General features: G+C 41.0%; 28 protein-coding genes. All 28 read right to left on the bottom strand.

Going from position 1 to position 14,618, the window contains the following annotated elements; all coding sequences use genetic code 11:
* Window positions 1–108: 108 nt before the first annotated feature.
* The 28 genes from A0125_RS08995 to rplC all read right to left on the bottom strand — a co-directional run bounded on the left by A0125_RS08995 (window position 109) and on the right by rplC (window position 14,520).
* The gene (locus tag A0125_RS08995; RefSeq protein WP_066754787.1) at window positions 109–1,101 is read right to left on the bottom strand and encodes a DNA-directed RNA polymerase subunit alpha; all 993 of its coding nucleotides are present in this window, start codon (window positions 1,099–1,101) and stop codon (window positions 109–111) included.
* 86 nt (window positions 1,102–1,187) lie between these two features.
* Complete coding sequence (gene rpsD, locus A0125_RS08990; RefSeq protein ID WP_066755695.1) at window positions 1,188–1,796, bottom strand: 30S ribosomal protein S4; 609 nt, start codon at window positions 1,794–1,796, stop codon at window positions 1,188–1,190.
* 67 nt (window positions 1,797–1,863) lie between these two features.
* Window positions 1,864–2,253, bottom strand: coding sequence for a 30S ribosomal protein S11 (gene rpsK, locus A0125_RS08985; RefSeq protein WP_066754785.1), 390 nt, complete (start codon window positions 2,251–2,253; stop codon window positions 1,864–1,866).
* 10 nt (window positions 2,254–2,263) lie between these two features.
* Complete coding sequence (gene rpsM / locus A0125_RS08980) at window positions 2,264–2,641, bottom strand: 30S ribosomal protein S13 (RefSeq protein ID WP_066754783.1); 378 nt, start codon at window positions 2,639–2,641, stop codon at window positions 2,264–2,266.
* A 26-nt stretch (window positions 2,642–2,667) separates the two neighbouring features.
* Entirely contained in the window at window positions 2,668–2,784 is a 117-nt protein-coding gene (ykgO, locus tag A0125_RS15380) for a type B 50S ribosomal protein L36 (protein WP_082784980.1), read from the bottom strand.
* Window positions 2,785–2,830: 46 nt separating this feature from the next.
* Window positions 2,831–3,049, bottom strand: a complete 219-nt coding sequence (gene infA / locus A0125_RS08975; RefSeq protein ID WP_002997456.1) for a translation initiation factor IF-1 — start codon at window positions 3,047–3,049, stop codon at window positions 2,831–2,833.
* Between the two features lie 75 nt (window positions 3,050–3,124).
* On the bottom strand, window positions 3,125–3,907 hold the full coding sequence (gene map / locus A0125_RS08970) for a type I methionyl aminopeptidase (protein ID WP_066754782.1): 783 nt from the start codon (window positions 3,905–3,907) through the stop codon (window positions 3,125–3,127).
* A 9-nt stretch (window positions 3,908–3,916) separates the two neighbouring features.
* A complete protein-coding gene (gene secY / locus A0125_RS08965; RefSeq protein ID WP_066754781.1) occupies window positions 3,917–5,260 on the bottom strand; it encodes a preprotein translocase subunit SecY in 1,344 nt (447 codons plus the stop codon).
* Window positions 5,261–5,263: 3 nt separating this feature from the next.
* Window positions 5,264–5,710 carry a 50S ribosomal protein L15 gene (gene rplO, locus A0125_RS08960; RefSeq protein ID WP_066754780.1) on the bottom strand — a complete coding sequence of 149 codons (447 nt, stop codon included), beginning with the start codon at window positions 5,708–5,710 and terminating at the stop codon, window positions 5,264–5,266.
* 117 nt (window positions 5,711–5,827) lie between these two features.
* Entirely contained in the window at window positions 5,828–6,007 is a 180-nt protein-coding gene (gene rpmD / locus A0125_RS08955; RefSeq protein ID WP_066754777.1) for a 50S ribosomal protein L30, read from the bottom strand.
* 4 nt (window positions 6,008–6,011) lie between these two features.
* Window positions 6,012–6,530 carry a 30S ribosomal protein S5 gene (rpsE, locus tag A0125_RS08950; RefSeq protein WP_066754775.1) on the bottom strand — a complete coding sequence of 173 codons (519 nt, stop codon included), beginning with the start codon at window positions 6,528–6,530 and terminating at the stop codon, window positions 6,012–6,014.
* Between the two features lie 12 nt (window positions 6,531–6,542).
* Window positions 6,543–6,896: a 50S ribosomal protein L18 gene (rplR, locus tag A0125_RS08945; RefSeq protein ID WP_066754773.1), complete on the bottom strand. Its 354-nt coding sequence runs from the start codon at window positions 6,894–6,896 to the stop codon at window positions 6,543–6,545.
* Between the two features lie 5 nt (window positions 6,897–6,901).
* Complete coding sequence (gene rplF / locus A0125_RS08940; RefSeq protein ID WP_066754770.1) at window positions 6,902–7,456, bottom strand: 50S ribosomal protein L6; 555 nt, start codon at window positions 7,454–7,456, stop codon at window positions 6,902–6,904.
* A gap of 20 nt (window positions 7,457–7,476) precedes the next feature.
* Complete coding sequence (gene rpsH / locus A0125_RS08935; protein WP_066754768.1) at window positions 7,477–7,875, bottom strand: 30S ribosomal protein S8; 399 nt, start codon at window positions 7,873–7,875, stop codon at window positions 7,477–7,479.
* A gap of 140 nt (window positions 7,876–8,015) precedes the next feature.
* Window positions 8,016–8,285: a 30S ribosomal protein S14 gene (rpsN, locus tag A0125_RS08930; RefSeq protein WP_066754762.1), complete on the bottom strand. Its 270-nt coding sequence runs from the start codon at window positions 8,283–8,285 to the stop codon at window positions 8,016–8,018.
* The gene (gene rplE, locus A0125_RS08925) at window positions 8,278–8,847 is read right to left on the bottom strand and encodes a 50S ribosomal protein L5 (protein ID WP_066754760.1); all 570 of its coding nucleotides are present in this window, start codon (window positions 8,845–8,847) and stop codon (window positions 8,278–8,280) included. Before rplE ends, rpsN begins: the two co-directional genes overlap by 8 nt.
* Window positions 8,847–9,191 carry a 50S ribosomal protein L24 gene (gene rplX, locus A0125_RS08920; RefSeq protein WP_066754758.1) on the bottom strand — a complete coding sequence of 115 codons (345 nt, stop codon included), beginning with the start codon at window positions 9,189–9,191 and terminating at the stop codon, window positions 8,847–8,849. The genes rplE and rplX overlap by 1 nt, the downstream gene beginning before the upstream one ends.
* A 2-nt stretch (window positions 9,192–9,193) precedes the next feature.
* Entirely contained in the window at window positions 9,194–9,562 is a 369-nt protein-coding gene (gene rplN / locus A0125_RS08915; RefSeq protein WP_066754756.1) for a 50S ribosomal protein L14, read from the bottom strand.
* A complete protein-coding gene (gene rpsQ, locus A0125_RS08910) occupies window positions 9,562–9,816 on the bottom strand; it encodes a 30S ribosomal protein S17 (protein WP_066754754.1) in 255 nt (84 codons plus the stop codon). The genes rplN and rpsQ overlap by 1 nt, the downstream gene beginning before the upstream one ends.
* Before the next feature lie 13 nt (window positions 9,817–9,829).
* Window positions 9,830–10,051, bottom strand: a complete 222-nt coding sequence (rpmC, locus tag A0125_RS08905; RefSeq protein ID WP_066754752.1) for a 50S ribosomal protein L29 — start codon at window positions 10,049–10,051, stop codon at window positions 9,830–9,832.
* 90 nt (window positions 10,052–10,141) lie between these two features.
* Window positions 10,142–10,564, bottom strand: a complete 423-nt coding sequence (rplP, locus tag A0125_RS08900) for a 50S ribosomal protein L16 (RefSeq protein WP_066754750.1) — start codon at window positions 10,562–10,564, stop codon at window positions 10,142–10,144.
* Window positions 10,565–10,627: 63 nt separating this feature from the next.
* On the bottom strand, window positions 10,628–11,422 hold the full coding sequence (gene rpsC / locus A0125_RS08895; protein WP_066754748.1) for a 30S ribosomal protein S3: 795 nt from the start codon (window positions 11,420–11,422) through the stop codon (window positions 10,628–10,630).
* Window positions 11,423–11,435: 13 nt separating this feature from the next.
* Complete coding sequence (gene rplV / locus A0125_RS08890) at window positions 11,436–11,867, bottom strand: 50S ribosomal protein L22 (protein ID WP_066754747.1); 432 nt, start codon at window positions 11,865–11,867, stop codon at window positions 11,436–11,438.
* A 6-nt stretch (window positions 11,868–11,873) separates the two neighbouring features.
* A complete protein-coding gene (gene rpsS, locus A0125_RS08885; RefSeq protein ID WP_002997495.1) occupies window positions 11,874–12,140 on the bottom strand; it encodes a 30S ribosomal protein S19 in 267 nt (88 codons plus the stop codon).
* Complete coding sequence (gene rplB / locus A0125_RS08880; RefSeq protein WP_066754746.1) at window positions 12,140–12,967, bottom strand: 50S ribosomal protein L2; 828 nt, start codon at window positions 12,965–12,967, stop codon at window positions 12,140–12,142. The genes rpsS and rplB overlap by 1 nt, the downstream gene beginning before the upstream one ends.
* Before the next feature lie 6 nt (window positions 12,968–12,973).
* On the bottom strand, window positions 12,974–13,264 hold the full coding sequence (gene rplW / locus A0125_RS08875; RefSeq protein ID WP_066754744.1) for a 50S ribosomal protein L23: 291 nt from the start codon (window positions 13,262–13,264) through the stop codon (window positions 12,974–12,976).
* A 2-nt stretch (window positions 13,265–13,266) separates the two neighbouring features.
* Entirely contained in the window at window positions 13,267–13,896 is a 630-nt protein-coding gene (gene rplD, locus A0125_RS08870; protein WP_066754742.1) for a 50S ribosomal protein L4, read from the bottom strand.
* A 6-nt stretch (window positions 13,897–13,902) separates the two neighbouring features.
* Window positions 13,903–14,520 carry a 50S ribosomal protein L3 gene (gene rplC / locus A0125_RS08865; protein WP_066754740.1) on the bottom strand — a complete coding sequence of 206 codons (618 nt, stop codon included), beginning with the start codon at window positions 14,518–14,520 and terminating at the stop codon, window positions 13,903–13,905.
* Window positions 14,521–14,618: the final 98 nt, after the last annotated feature.

Here is a 14,618-nt window from a genome sequence, read left to right as displayed (position 1 = left end):
TTGATTTTGTGCGCACCGTCCTTTTTGTTTTAACGATCACTCATCTGAGCACCTCGTGTATTTACTAGGGGAATTGCGCAACAGGTCGCTTATTATTATTAATATTTGTTAATCTTCTTCCAATTTGTACTTAGACAAATTCATACCGAAAGAAAGACCTTTCGCTTTTACCAGCTCTTGGATCTCGCTCAATGATTTCTTACCGAAGTTGCGGAATTTCAACATATCTGCTACATCGTAAGTAACCAATTCAGCTAAAGTGCGAATGTCTGCTGCTTTCAAACAGTTAAGAGCACGAACAGAAAGATCTAGATCTACTAATTCCGTTTTCAAGATTTTACGCATGTGCAAGATTTCCTCGTCAACTACTTTAGTTTCTTCTTTAGTTTGTGACTCTAATAACATGTTTTCATCAGAGAACAACATGAAGTGCTGAATCAAGATACGAGCAGCTTCTTTCAATGCATCTTCTGGATGAATAGATCCATCAGTAGAGATGTCCAACAACAATTTCTCGTAATCGGTCTTTTGTTCTACACGATAGTTCTCAATGGTATATTTCACATTTTTGATCGGCGTGTAGATAGAATCAATAGCGATGACACCTACTGGACCATCAGTTACTTTGTTTTCTTCTGCATTGACATAACCACGACCTTTAGAAACAGAAAGTTCTACTTCGATAGTCACAGCTGGATCCATATTGCATACCACAAAATCAGGGTTCAATACCTCGAAGTTGTTAGAAAACTTAGAAATATCACCTGCTTTGAACTGATCTTGACCGTTCAGCACGATAAATATTTTCTCTGAATCACCTTGATCTCCTGTTTTCTTGAAACGTACTTGTTTCAAGTTTAAGATGATATCGGTAACGTCTTCAACAACGCCTTTGATAGTCGAAAATTCGTGCGAAACGCCTGAAAATCTTATTGACGTAATTGCATATCCTTCTAATGAGGACAATAAAATACGGCGCAAAGCATTACCAATAGTTACACCAAAACCTGGTTCAAGTGGACGAAACTCAAAAGTACCATCAAAATCAGTCGATTTCTGCATGATTACCTTATCCGGTCTTTGAAATGCTAAAATTGCCATTTATCTGCTTTTAATTTTGTTACAAATTATATACTTATACAATAGCATTAGGATAGTGAATATCACTATCCTAATGCTATCATTTCTTATTTAGAGTACAACTCTACGATTAAGTTCTCTTTAATATTCTCTGGAATATCAGATCTCTCTGGGTAAGATACGAATGTACCTTGTAAATCGTTTGCGTTCCACTCTAACCAACTAAATTTGTTGATTTTGTGACTAGCTACTGAATCTGTGATTGCTTCAACTGATTTTGAACGCTCACGAACAGCTACTACATCACCTGGACGTAAACTGTATGATGGAATGTTAACGACTTCGCCATTAACAGTAATGTGCTTGTGCGATACGAATTGACGAGCAGAAGAACGAGTCGGCGCGATGCCTAAACGGTATACTACATTGTCTAAACGCGCTTCTAGCAATTTCAAGAAGTTTTCACCTGTAACCCCTTGTTTTGAAGAAGCTTTAACGAAAAGGTTAGAGAACTGACGCTCCAAAATTCCGTATGTGTATTTTGCTTTTTGTTTTTCTAACAACTGAATAGCGTATTCAGATTGTTTTCCTCTTCTTTTAGATGGTCCGTGCTGACCAGGAGGATAATTCTTTTTATCTAACGCTTTATCCGGGCCAAAAATTGGCTCTCTGAATTTACGTGCAATCTTGGACTTAGGTCCTGTATATCTTGCCATTTTCTTATCTGTTTGAAGTATCAATCAGCCTGTAGCTGATGAATCTTATCTTAAACAATTCTATTAATTAAACTCTTCTACGTTTTGGAGGACGACAACCATTGTGTGGAAGTGGAGTAACGTCTTTAATAAGCGTTACATCGATACCAATCGTTTGTAGCGTGCGGATAGCAGACTCGCGACCTGATCCAGGACCTTTCACGAAAACTTCTACTTTACGCAATCCCAAATCGTGTGCGACTTTACCGCAATCTTGAGCTGCTTGTGATGCCGCGTAAGGTGTGTTCTTTTTAGAACCTCTGAAACCCATTTTACCGGCAGACGACCAAGAGATAGTTTGTCCTTGGTTGTTAGTTAAAGTTACGATAATGTTGTTAAAAGTAGCGCTGATATGGGCTTGACCCACTGGCTCCACGACAACAATGCGCTTTTTAGTAACTTTTTTAGTTTTAGCCATTTCTTAATTCTTATTTAGTAGCTTTTTTCTTGTTTGCAACAGTCTTACGTTTACCTTTACGGGTACGAGAGTTGTTTTTAGTACGCTGACCACGAAGTGGTAAGTGTTTACGGTGACGAAGACCACGGTAACAACCGATATCCATCAAACGTTTGATGTTCAACTGTACTTCAGAACGTAATGCACCTTCTACTTTGATCTCCTCGTTGATGATCGTACGAATAGCAGTCAATTGCTCATCATCCCACTCTTGTACTTTCACATCGTGGCTGATACCTGCTTTATCCAAGATATACGCAGATGTCGAACGACCGATCCCGAAAATGTACGTAAGGCCGATAACTCCTCTTTTGTTTTTAGGTAAATCTATACCTGATATCCTTGCCATATAATACTTTAGCGATTATGTTAATACTACCCTTGGCGTTGCTTGAACTTAGGGTTCTTTTTGTTGATTACAAATAGTTTTCCTTTGCGGCGGATAACTTTACAGTCCGCACTGCGCTTTTTAATTGATGCTCTAACTTTCATGTCTAATAATATTTTTAAAAGCTGTAAACCAAATGGAAATTACCCGCTATTTGTAACGGTAGGTAATTCTTCCTTTGGTTAAATCGTATGGGGACATCTCCAACTTCACCTTATCCCCGGGTAAAATTTTGATATAATGCATACGCATCTTACCAGAAATATGAGCGATGATCTCATGCCCATTCTCCAATTCTACACGAAACATCGCGTTGGAAAGTGCTTCCCGAATAATTCCGTCTTGTTCTATTGAGGCTTGCTTAGCCATATATCCCTTGTAATTTACGTGTTAAAAGCCTGCACAAACAGGAGTGCAAAGATAAACAAAATAATTGAAAACCAATTACTTTTTACTCAAAACCTCTTCAATCTCTTGGAAGTCCAAAAGTACATCCGGCCGACCTTTTCGGATCGCTACCATTTGCTCAAAGTGAGCAGATAACTTTCCATCAATCGTACTGACTGTCCATCCATCATCCCAAAATTTGACGCCAGCTTTTCCCGCATTAATCATGGGTTCGATACAAATCACTACGCCTTCCTCCAACTTGGTACCTGACCCACGCTTACCATAGTTCGGCACTTCTGGTTTTTCATGCAACTCAAAGCCTACACCATGCCCAACTAGCTCACGTACGATTCCATATTTATAAGGAATTACATGATCTTGCACGGCCGAAGATATATCACCAACACGCTTACCAGCAACTGCCTGTTCTACTCCTTTTACCAAAGCTGCTTTGGTTACATCAAGTAACTGCTGCGCTTCGGCAGAAATAGTACCGACTGCAAATGTATAAGCCGAATCGCTGATGAAACCATTCAAATTTACGCCACCGTCAACCGATACGATATCACCTTCTTTCAATACGTAGTCGCTCGGAAAACCGTGCACGATCTGATCGTTAACAGAAATACATAAAGAATAAGGGAAACCTTGGTAGTTTAAGAAAGCAGGCGTACCTCCGTGGTCTTTAATAAATTCAAAAGCAAATTGATCTAGCGACAACGTGGTGATACCAGGTTCGACACGTTCGGCAATCTGGGCTAATAAATGCGAGAGTACCTTAGCGGACTCTCGCACTTGTTCGATTTCTTCGTCTGATTTCAGAAAGATTTTCGACATCGATTGAACTTATAATGCCGATTGATCTACGCCTTCTACTGCAGCAGCCGAACGGCCTTTCACACGACCAGTTTTCATCAAACCGTCGTAATGACGCATCAATAGATGACTTTCAATCTGTTGCAACGTATCTAATACTACACCCACCAAGATCAGTAATGACGTACCTCCGAAGAAGTGTGCAAACTGATTGTTGACGCCAAATAGCGCCGCAATGGCTGGCAAGATCGCAATGATTGCGACAAAAACAGCACCTGGGAAAGTGATATGTGAAATGACATTGTCAATAAAAAGATTGGTGTCGTGCCCTGGCTTGATACCTGGGATAAAACCGCCATTCTTCTTCATATCTTCCGACATTTGCTGCGGATTAACCATGATGGCTGTATAAAAGAATGTAAATGCAATGATCAGGATGGCAAACACCATGTTGTACGTGAATGACGTATAGTTACTCAACGACCGAAGGAATTCGGATTGAATATCTGGAAAGAACTGAATCAAGGACATTGGTAGAAACATGATCGCTTGCGCGAAGATGATTGGCATTACACCCGCTGCATTCACTTTCAACGGAATGTATTGTCTTACACCACCCACTTGCTTGTTTCCAACGATTTTCTTTGCATACTGAACCGGGATCTTGCGCACACCTTGTACCACCAAGATGGTAAAGATAACCACGAACAATAATGCGACAAACTCGACCAATAAGGCAATCGGACCACCTTGGCCACCCATACGGGAAACCGTTTCTGCTGAAATACCAGCAGGAAGTTGTGCGATAATACCCGACATAATGATCAAGGAAATACCGTTTCCTATTCCTTTATCTGTAATTCGTTCACCTAACCACATGACAAATAACGTACCCGCTGTCAAAACAATCGCTGCCAGAATAGTAAACATCGGATCAGCAATCAATTTGGCATCAGGAGTAATTTGCGTTCTGACGTAAGCAATCGCCTGTACCACCGTAATCGCTACCGTTAGGTAACGTGTGATTTGGGTCAATTTCTTACGACCGGATTCGCCTTCTTTCTGCATTTTCTGAAAAGAAGGCACTGCTATTCCTAAAAGCTGCACAACAATGGATGCGGAGATATACGGCATTACACCTAAGGCGAAGATAGCCGCACTCGAGAATGCTCCCCCAGCAAACATGTTGATGATATCAAGTATGTCTGTCCCGTCTCTACCACTTCCAATCATCAATTGAGCCGGATTTACTCCAGGCAAAACAACGTGACATCCTACACGGTAGATAAAAAGCAACAGGAACGTATACAAGATACGTTTACGAAGCTCTTCAATCTTCCATATATTGGTTAATGTTGTGATTAGTTTATTCATGAATTAAATTTTAACGATAGAACCTCCAGCTGCTTCAATTGCTTTCTGAGCTGTTGCTGAGAAGGCATGAGCTTGTACATCTACTTTAGCGCTTAATTCGCCACGACCTAGTACTTTTACTAAATCATTTTTAGATGCAAGACCATGAGTTCTTAAAGTTTCGAAATCTACCGTAGTTAAATTGTGTTTAGTAACTAATTCTTGTAATACATCAAGGTTTACACCTACGTATTCTACACGGTTGATGTTTTTGAAACCGACCTTAGGAACGCGACGTTGCAAAGGCATCTGTCCACCTTCGAAACCAATTTTCGTTTTGTGACCAGAACGAGAACCAGCACCTTTGTGACCACGAGTGGAAGTACCACCACGTCCAGAACCTTGACCACGACCAATACGTTTTTTGTTTTTTGTTGATCCTTTAGCTGGTCTTAAATTACTTAAATTCATTGTTGTTAAAGTTGTGTTATGCCTTCGCTCTCACTAAACAGGCCATAACGATAAATACTAGATAATAAACTATAAATGGAAAGAACAGTGAGTCGTTCTTTCCATAGATGTAATTACTTAGACGGTCTCTACTTTTACTAAGTGGTTGACCTTTCTTACCATACCAATAATAGCTGGTGTGGCTTCAACTTCTACTGCGTGATTGATTTTACGCAATCCCAAAGCTTCGATTGTTTTCTTTTGGCGCTCGCTTCTATCGATAACGCTCTTTATCTGGGTGATTTTAATTTTTGCCATGATATTAACCGTTAAATACTTTATTCAAATCGATTCCGCGTTGTTGCGCTACTGTATAGGCATCTCTCATGCTACCCAATGCTTCGATAGTTGCTTTAACTACGTTGTGTGGGTTTGATGAACCTAATGATTTTGCTAATACGTCTGTAATACCAGCGCTCTCCAATACGGCACGCATTGCACCGCCGGCAAGTACTCCAGTACCACTTACTGCAGGCTTGATCAAAACAGATCCACCTGAGTATTTACCTAACTGCTCGTGAGGCACTGTACCATGAATGATAGGAACTTTTACCAAGTTCTTTTTCGCGTCATCGATTCCTTTAGTGATCGCCTCAGTAACTTCTTTAGCTTTTCCTAGGCCAAAACCTACGATACCATTTTCGTCACCTACAACAACGATAGCCGAGAAACTGAAGGTACGACCACCTTTAGTAACTTTCGCTACACGCTGAATGCTTACTAAGCGATCTTTCAATTCCATCTCGCTTGATTTTACTCTTTTAATATTGCTTGTTGACATCTCTTCGTTTGATTAAAAGTCTAAACCGCCTTCGCGAGCACCTTCAGCCAATGACTTGATACGGCCATGGTACAAATACCCATTACGGTCAAACACTACTTTTTCTACACCTGCAGCTTTTGCTTTCTCAGCAACCATAGTACCTACGGCTTTCGATTGATCTACTTTATTGCCTGTTGCAGCAAATTCTTTCGAAATGCTAGAAGCAGACGCTAATGTTTTACCAGTAGTATCGTCAATTACTTGCGCGTAGATTGCTTTATTACTTCTGAATACGGTCAAACGTGGACGTGCAGTTGTTCCGGTCAGGTGTTTTCTAATTCCTTTTTTGATTCTCGCTCTGCGAGATAATTTACTTCCTGCCATCGTTATTATTTTTTAGCTGATTTACCTGCTTTTCTTCTTAACACTTCGCCAGCAAACTTGATACCTTTACCTTTGTATGGTTCTGGTTTGCGTAGGCTACGGATCTTAGCCGCTACTTGACCGATCAATTGCTTGTCAGTAGATTCCAACGTGATCGTTGGGTTCTTACCTTTATCGGCAGTAGTTGTAACGGTGATCTCTTTTGGCAGTACGAAAACGATCTGGTGCGAGAAACCTAAAGTTAACTCTAGTGTATTACCATTGGCAGCGGCACGGTAACCCACACCTACCAATTCTTGCGTAGTTTTGTACCCTTCTGTAACACCAACAACCATGTTGTTGATCAATGCGCGGTAAAGACCGTGCAAAGCTTTGTGTCTTTTTTGTTCAGTAGGACGTGTTACGACGATATTACCATCTTCTTGACTAACGGTAATGTCGCTATCTACCTGCTGTAGTAATTCTCCTTTTGGCCCTTTTACTGTTACCAGATTCTTGTCTGATACAGTCACCGTCACTCCCGCAGGGATGGCGATAGGCGCTTTTCCAATTCTTGACATTTCTTCGTGTTTTTCCTAGATTAATAAACGTAACATAAAACCTCACCACCAACGTTCTGAACGCGGGCTTCTTTATCTGTCATCACTCCTTTAGAAGTGGACAAGATGGCGATACCCAAACCGTTCAACACGCGAGGCATGTTTTCAACACTTGCATACTTTCTTAAACCAGGTTTACTCACACGTGTCAAGGTGCGAATAGCCGAGATTTTGCTAACTGGATGGTACTTCAAAGCTACTTTGATCGCGCCTTGAGGACCTTCCTCTACGAATTTGTAATTAGCAATGTAACCTTTGTCAAAAAGAACTTTAGTAATTTCTTTTTTAAGGTTCGATGCAGGAATTTCAACAACCCTGTGGTTGGCCTTGATGGCATTCCTTACTCGTGTAAGGTAATCCGCTATTGGATCTGTATTCATTATATAAATAAAATTGTGACAACGGTTTCCACTAGCTAACCATAGCTGCAGACCTGCTATCTGTAAATAAAATTGCAAAGCAAATGCCCTGATAAGCTAGTAATAAGCTTATCGGGGCAAAAGTAAAGATTTTTTTTAAATTACCAAGAGGCTTTTCTCACTCCCGGGATTTTGCCATCAAGAGCCATCTCACGGAAAGTTACACGAGAGATACCAAATTGACGCATATATCCTCTAGGACGACCAGTCAATTTACAACGATTGTGCAAACGTACTGGAGAAGCATTCTTAGGCAATTTGTCCAAAGCAGCATAATCACCGGCAGCTTTTAATTCTGCACGTTTGTCTGCATACTTTGCAACTAATTTTTGACGCTTAATTTCGCGTGCTTTTACACCTTCTCTAGCCATTGTTGTTGGTATTTTGATTTTTGAATGGTAAACCGAATTGTTTCAATAACTCCAATGCTTCAATATCATTGTTAGCAGAAGTCACGAAAGTGATATCCATACCTTGGATCTTATTGATCTTATCAATGTTGATCTCAGGGAAGATGATCTGCTCAGTAACACCTAAGTTGTAGTTACCACGACCGTCAAAACCTTTATCATTGATACCGCGGAAATCGCGAATACGTGGCAATGATACTGCGATCAAACGATCAAGGAATTCATACATATTGTTGTCGCGTAATGTTACACGAGCACCAACAGGCATACCTTTACGCAATTTGAAGTTGGAGATATCTTTTTTAGATTTAGTAGCTACCGCTTGCTGACCTGTAATCATTGTCAACTCTGCTACTGCATTGTCGATCAATTTCTTGTCTGCTGTGGCAGCTCCTACACCTTGAGATACAACAATCTTCTGCAGTTTAGGAACTTGCATCACGCTTTTGTACTGAAATTTTTCTTTCAGCGAATTACGAATTTCATCCGCATATTTCGCTTTTAATCTTGGTGCGTAAGTCATTATTTAATTTCCTCCCCTGATTTTTTTGCGTAACGAACAATTTTACCATCTTCATTAACTTTACGTCCTACGCGAGTAGGCTCGCCTGTTTTAGGATCGATCAACGTCAAGTTAGAGATATTGATAGCAGCTTCCTTCTCGATGATACCACCGTTAGGGTTTGCTGCACTTGGTTTAGTGTGTTTTTTTACGATGTTAGCGCCTTCTACCACGGCTCTGTTTGCATCCGTAAGGATTTGCAAAACTTTACCTTGTACACCTTTAGAGTTACCAGCGATAACTTTCACTAAATCTCCTTTTTTCAGTTTGATTTTGTGCGTAGTTGTTTTTTTCTTTTGTGCCATAATTATAAAACCTCCGGTGCTAGTGATACAATCTTCATGAACTGCTTCTCACGTAACTCTCTAGCTACTGGGCCGAAGATACGTGTGCCGCGTGGCTCATCGTTGTTGTTTAACAATACTGCAGCATTGTCATCGAAACGAATGTAAGAACCATCTTTACGACGGATTTCTTTTTTCGTACGAACTACTACAGCTTTAGATACTGAACCCTTCTTCACGTTTCCAGAAGGCATCGCGCTTTTTACGGTAACAACAACTTTATCACCGATAGATGCATAACGCTTGCGCGTACCGCCTAATACACGGATTACTAAAACTTCTTTAGCTCCAGAGTTGTCGGCTACATTTAATCTTGATTCCTGTTGTACCATTATTTAGCTCTTTCTAAAATTTCTACCAATCTCCAGTTCTTTGTTTTACTCAGCGGACGAGTTTCCATGATTAATACCGTGTCGCCGATACCGCAGGTATTTGTTTCGTCATGAGCTTTAAATTTAGTAGTTTTTTTAACGAACTTACCGTAGATAGGGTGTTTCACTTTACGCTCAACCGTTACTACGATAGACTTGTCCATTTTGTTGCTAACTACTAAGCCGATTCTTGTTTTTCTTAAATTTCTTTCCATTTCGACTTTTAATTTATGCCTCAGAGGCTGTTTCTTGTGCTTTCGCTTCGTTTTTGCGCTTAGAGATCTCTGTTGAGAGACGCGCAATGTTTTTGCGAGCTGCTTTGATCACGTTAGGGTTTTCAATAGCAGAAACAGCATGTGCAAATTTCAATTTGTTAAGGGCAGCTTTCTCCTCTTTGAGTTGAGCTGCTAAATCCTCTTTTGATAATTCTACGATTTCTGAATTTTTCATCATGTCTAATTTTACCGGGTTATCGCTGATTTATAGAGTGGCTTGTGGGTAACGGCCACAAGCCTAAATCGTTGACATTACCGATGATTATTATGCTTCAACGTAATCTCTACGTATCACAAACTTGGTTTGAACCGGTAATTTCTGAGCAGCTAGGCGCAATGCTTCTTTGGCAACTTCCAAAGGCACACCTTCTGCTTCGAATAACATCCGGCCTGGGCGTACAACTGCCACCCAATACTCAGGAGCACCCTTACCTTTACCCATACGCACCTCTGCAGGTTTTTTGGTAACAGGTTTGTCAGGAAATATGCGGATCCATACTTGACCCTCACGTTTCATGAAACGAGTAACCGCGATACGCGCTGCCTCGATCTGACGACTGGTGATCCATGCTGGTTCCAATGATTTGATACCGAAAGATCCGAAAGCCAACTCTGCTCCACGAGTAGCGTTGCCTTTCATGCGGCCTTTCTGCATCTTTCTGAACTTCGTTCTTTTTGGCTGTAACATGTTCGTATTCTGTTTAAGTCTGCATCACGCAGACACTTACTTTAATCTAAATCAAATTATTAATTATCCTCTTTTCGCACCTGCGCCACCGCGGTTGTTGTTGCCACCACGTCCGCCATCACGACGTCCGCCACGAGCACCACCACGATTGTCACGACGATCGCCAGCACCTTCGTTGCCGCCACGTGTTTTGGTGTTAGCGCCTTGTCCGATGTTCGGAGAAAGATCGCGTTTACCATACACTTCGCCTTTACAGATCCACACTTTTACACCGATCTTACCGTAAGTAGTCAAGGCTTCAGCTAATGCATAATCAATATCTGCACGAAGCGTGTGTAGAGGAGTTCTTCCTTCTTTGTACTGCTCGGTACGTGCCATCTCAGCACCACCTAAACGACCAGAACACATAATCTTGATACCTTCGGCACCCATACGCATCGTAGCTGCAATAGTTGTCTTCATGGCGCGACGGAAAGAAATCCTTGCTTCCAATTGTTTAGCGACACCTTCTGCTACCAATTTAGCGTCAAGCTCTGGGCGTTTGATCTCAAAAATGTTGATTTGAACATCCTTTTTAGTCAGTTTTTTCAACTCTTCTTTGATCTTATCCACTTCCTGACCACCTTTACCGATAACGATACCTGGACGTGCTGTATGGATCGTAACTGTGATGCGCTTAAGTGTTCTTTCGATAACTACTTTTGCTACGCCACCTTTAGCGATACGTACAGAAAGATATTTTCTGATTTTTTCGTCTTCAACTAATTTATCGGAATAGTTGTTGCCTCCGAACCAATTAGAATCCCATCCTTTGATGATTCCTAATCTGCTACCTATTGGATTTGCTTTTTGTCCCATTCTTGTTTATAAATTAGTTGTTAACGTTTTTTAAACTATCTACTACCAAAGTCACGTGATTCGAACGTTTACGAATTCTATAGCCACGACCTTGTGGAGCTGGGCGCAATCTTTTCAATTGACGACCACCACCTACAGATACTTCTTTTACATACAAAGTGCTATCTTCTACTGAAGCGCCTTCATTGCTGGTTTCCCAGTTTTTGATCGCCGACAATAATAGTTTTTCAACACGAATAGCAGCTTCTTTACCTGTATGTTTCAAGATGTAAAGAGCGTTTTCTACTTTTTCACCACGGATCAGATCCACTACCAAACGCATTTTGCGCGGAGAGGTAGGGCAGTTCAACAATTTGGCAGTAGAAGCTCCTCCTACTTGAGCTTTTTCCTGCTCTTTGCGCTGTCTAATTAAGACAGATTTTTTGAGTTTTTTTGTTGCTTCCATTACCTATTATTTTTTCTTTTCTGCGTGGCCTCTGAATGTACGCGTAGGTGCAAACTCACCAAGCTTGTGACCAACCATATTTTCCGTTACATAAACAGGGATAAATTTATTCCCGTTGTGCACTGCGAAGGTATGGCCCACAAAATCAGGTGAAATCATAGATCTACGAGACCAAGTTTTGATAACTGATTTTTTGTTTGTTTCATTCATAGAAAGAACTTTTCTTTCTAAGTTGTGATCGATATAAGGACCTTTTTTAATTGAACGAGCCATTATTTTTTCCTTCTTTCAATGATGTAACGATTCGATGTTTTCTTCTTGTAGCGAGTTTTGTAACCTTTCGCTAACACACCCGTACGAGAGCGTGGATGACCTCCAGATGAACGGCCTTCACCACCACCCATAGGGTGATCGACAGGGTTCATAGCTACACCACGAACGCGAGGACGACGACCTAACCAACGTTTACGACCTGCCTTACCTAATACTTCGTTAGAACGCTCGGCATTAGAAACCGAACCTACCGTAGCAACACAAGTAGCAAGGATCATACGTGTCTCGCCAGAAGGCAATTTGATAATTGCGTATTTGCCGTCACGTGCAGATAATTGTGCATATGTACCAGCAGAACGAGCGATCGAACCACCTTGACCTGGGTTCAATTCAATGTTGTGAATGATCGAACCCAAAGGAATTTTTGCCAATGGCAATGTATTTCCAATTTCTGGGGCAACTGATTCGCCTGCTACTACAGTCATGCCTACTGTTAAACCAGCTGGAGCAAGGATGTAGCGTTTTTCACCATCTGCGTAGTGCAACAAGGCAATACGTGCTGTACGATTTGGATCGTACTCGATAGTAGCAACATTTGCAGGGATATCTTTTTTATCGCGTTTGAAATCTATTAATCGGTACACTTTTTTGTGTCCCCCACCGATATAACGCATAGTCATTTTACCGGATTTATTACGACCGCCTGATCTTTTGTTAGATCCTACTGTCAACGACTTTTCAGGGACGTTAGTAGTCACATCAGAGTAGTCTGCACCAACTCTGAAACGTGTACCAGGGGTTACCGGTTTGAATCTTTTAACTGCCATTTCTTATTATAGTGTAGTGTAAAAGTCAATAGTATCGCCATCTTTCACAGTGATGACGGCTTTTTTGTACTTAGGAGCTCTACCAGATACGTTTCCAGCTTTCGTGAAACGGCTTTTAGCTTTACCTGCTACGACCATGGTATTCACGCCCACAACAGTTACACCAAACATCGCTTCGATAGCTTCTTTGATCTGGATTTTATTAGCTCTATGATCTACTTTGAAAGCATAACGGTTTTGTTTTTCCGTCAAGATTGAAGCTTTCTCAGTTAAGACTGGTTTTTTGATAATTTCCATAATTACTTAGCGAATGCCTCCTCCAAAGTTTTAACAGAATCTGTCGTCAACAATAATTTAGTTGCGTTCAATACATCGTATGTATTCAACTCAGAAGCAACGATTACTTTTGCTTTCTTCAAGTTTCTGCTAGATAAATAAACATTGTTATTGTATGCTGGCAATACCAATAAGGTTTTGTCATCAGCAATGTTCAACGCGTTTACTAAAGCCAAGTAGTTTTTAGTTTTGATGGTATCGAAGTTAATTTCGTCCAACACTACTACATTATTTTCTTGTGCTTTGTAGCTCAACGCTGATTTACGTGCCAATTGTTTCAATTTTTTATTCAATTTGAAAGAATAGTCACGTGGTTGCGGACCGAATACACGACCACCACCATTGAACAAAGGAGATTTGATAGAGCCCGCACGAGCACCACCTGTACCTTTTTGCTTGTGTAATTTACGCGTAGAACCAGCGATCTCATTACGTTGTTTTGATTTGTGTGTTCCCTGGCGTTGGTTCGCTAAGTACTGTTTCACATCCAAATAGATCGCATGGTCGCTTGGCTTAACACCGAATACCGACTCAGGAAGCTGCACCTTGGCACCTGTTTCTTTTCCTGATAAATTAAATACGTTAATTTCCATCTCTCTCTACTTGTCTACGATTACATAAGAACCTTTGGCTCCAGGAATGGAACCACTAACCACGATTAGGTTTTGCTCAGGGTAAACTTTCAACACCTGAAGGTTTTGAACTTTTACTCTCTCACCACCTGTACGACCCGCCATACGCATCCCTTTGAATACGCGTGAAGGCCAAGATGAAGCACCTAATGAACCAGGTGCACGTAGTCTGTTGTGCTGACCGTGAGTCGCACCACCTACACCACCAAAGCCATGACGCTTCATTACACCTTGAAAACCTTTACCTTTAGAAGTACCGACTACGTCGACAAACTCGCCTTCTTCGAATAAAGTTACATCTACAGTGTCTCCTAGTGCTTTCTCATCTTCGAAAGTTTTGAATTCCACTAGTTTACGCTTAGGAGCCACTCCCGCTTTTGCGAAGTGTCCTTTTAGAGGAGCTGACGTATTCTTTTCCTTAGCATCATCATAGCCAAGTTGAATAGCAGAATAGCCATCTTTCTCTACCGTACGTATCTGCGTTACCACGCACGGCCCAGCCTCGATTACTGTACATGGGATATTCTTTCCCTCTGTACTGAACAGGCTGGTCATTCCTACTTTTTTACCAATAATTCCTGACATGTTATAAAATAAATTAATTAAACGTCCATCGAAGCAGTAGGGCTTCGCTCAAGACACACTTCTCCCATTTAGGGATTGCAAAGGTATACAATTAGTTA

Source organism: Sphingobacterium populi, assembly GCF_001586775.1.
GTDB classification, from domain to species: Bacteria; Bacteroidota; Bacteroidia; order Sphingobacteriales; family Sphingobacteriaceae; genus Sphingobacterium; species Sphingobacterium populi.
The sequence above is the reverse complement of the archived record's forward strand: the minus strand, read 5'-3'. Positions and strand labels throughout refer to the sequence as shown.

Bases quoted from the DNA above. Each gene is read 5' to 3' on its own strand.
- A0125_RS08995 (WP_066754787.1), bottom strand. From the start codon at position 1,101: ATGGCAATTTTAGCATTTCAAAGACCGGATAAGGTAATCATGCAGAAA.
- rpsN (WP_066754762.1), bottom strand. From the start codon at position 8,285: ATGGCTAGAGAAGGTGTAAAAGCACGCGAAATTAAGCGTCAAAAATTA.
- rpsS (WP_002997495.1), bottom strand. From the start codon at position 12,140: ATGGCTCGTTCAATTAAAAAAGGTCCTTATATCGATCACAACTTAGAA.
- rplD (WP_066754742.1), bottom strand. From the start codon at position 13,896: ATGGAAATTAACGTATTTAATTTATCAGGAAAAGAAACAGGTGCCAAG.
- rpsM (WP_066754783.1), bottom strand. From the start codon at position 2,641: ATGGCAAGGATATCAGGTATAGATTTACCTAAAAACAAAAGAGGAGTT.
- infA (WP_002997456.1), bottom strand. From the start codon at position 3,049: ATGGCTAAGCAAGCCTCAATAGAACAAGACGGAATTATTCGGGAAGCA.
- secY (WP_066754781.1), bottom strand. From the start codon at position 5,260: ATGAATAAACTAATCACAACATTAACCAATATATGGAAGATTGAAGAG.
- rplF (WP_066754770.1), bottom strand. From the start codon at position 7,456: ATGTCAAGAATTGGAAAAGCGCCTATCGCCATCCCTGCGGGAGTGACG.
- rpsK (WP_066754785.1), bottom strand. From the start codon at position 2,253: ATGGCTAAAACTAAAAAAGTTACTAAAAAGCGCATTGTTGTCGTGGAG.
- rplX (WP_066754758.1), bottom strand. From the start codon at position 9,191: ATGGCACAAAAGAAAAAAACAACTACGCACAAAATCAAACTGAAAAAA.
- rplO (WP_066754780.1), bottom strand. From the start codon at position 5,710: ATGAATTTAAGTAATTTAAGACCAGCTAAAGGATCAACAAAAAACAAA.
- rplE (WP_066754760.1), bottom strand. From the start codon at position 8,847: ATGACTTACGCACCAAGATTAAAAGCGAAATATGCGGATGAAATTCGT.
- ykgO (WP_082784980.1), bottom strand. From the start codon at position 2,784: ATGAAAGTTAGAGCATCAATTAAAAAGCGCAGTGCGGACTGTAAAGTT.
- rpsC (WP_066754748.1), bottom strand. From the start codon at position 11,422: ATGGGACAAAAAGCAAATCCAATAGGTAGCAGATTAGGAATCATCAAA.
- rpsE (WP_066754775.1), bottom strand. From the start codon at position 6,530: ATGTCAACAAGCAATATTAAAAGAGTAAAATCAAGCGAGATGGAATTG.
- rplR (WP_066754773.1), bottom strand. From the start codon at position 6,896: ATGGCAGGAAGTAAATTATCTCGCAGAGCGAGAATCAAAAAAGGAATT.
- rpsD (WP_066755695.1), bottom strand. From the start codon at position 1,796: ATGGCAAGATATACAGGACCTAAGTCCAAGATTGCACGTAAATTCAGA.
- rplB (WP_066754746.1), bottom strand. From the start codon at position 12,967: ATGGCAGTTAAAAGATTCAAACCGGTAACCCCTGGTACACGTTTCAGA.
- rplC (WP_066754740.1), bottom strand. From the start codon at position 14,520: ATGTCAGGAATTATTGGTAAAAAAGTAGGAATGACCAGCCTGTTCAGT.
- rplN (WP_066754756.1), bottom strand. From the start codon at position 9,562: ATGGTACAACAGGAATCAAGATTAAATGTAGCCGACAACTCTGGAGCT.
- rpsQ (WP_066754754.1), bottom strand. From the start codon at position 9,816: ATGGAAAGAAATTTAAGAAAAACAAGAATCGGCTTAGTAGTTAGCAAC.
- rpmD (WP_066754777.1), bottom strand. From the start codon at position 6,007: ATGGCAAAAATTAAAATCACCCAGATAAAGAGCGTTATCGATAGAAGC.
- rplV (WP_066754747.1), bottom strand. From the start codon at position 11,867: ATGGAAGCAACAAAAAAACTCAAAAAATCTGTCTTAATTAGACAGCGC.
- rpmC (WP_066754752.1), bottom strand. From the start codon at position 10,051: ATGAAAAATTCAGAAATCGTAGAATTATCAAAAGAGGATTTAGCAGCT.
- rplP (WP_066754750.1), bottom strand. From the start codon at position 10,564: ATGTTACAGCCAAAAAGAACGAAGTTCAGAAAGATGCAGAAAGGCCGC.
- rplW (WP_066754744.1), bottom strand. From the start codon at position 13,264: ATGGAAATTATCAAAAAACCAGTCTTAACTGAGAAAGCTTCAATCTTG.
- map (WP_066754782.1), bottom strand. From the start codon at position 3,907: ATGTCGAAAATCTTTCTGAAATCAGACGAAGAAATCGAACAAGTGCGA.
- rpsH (WP_066754768.1), bottom strand. From the start codon at position 7,875: ATGAATACAGATCCAATAGCGGATTACCTTACACGAGTAAGGAATGCC.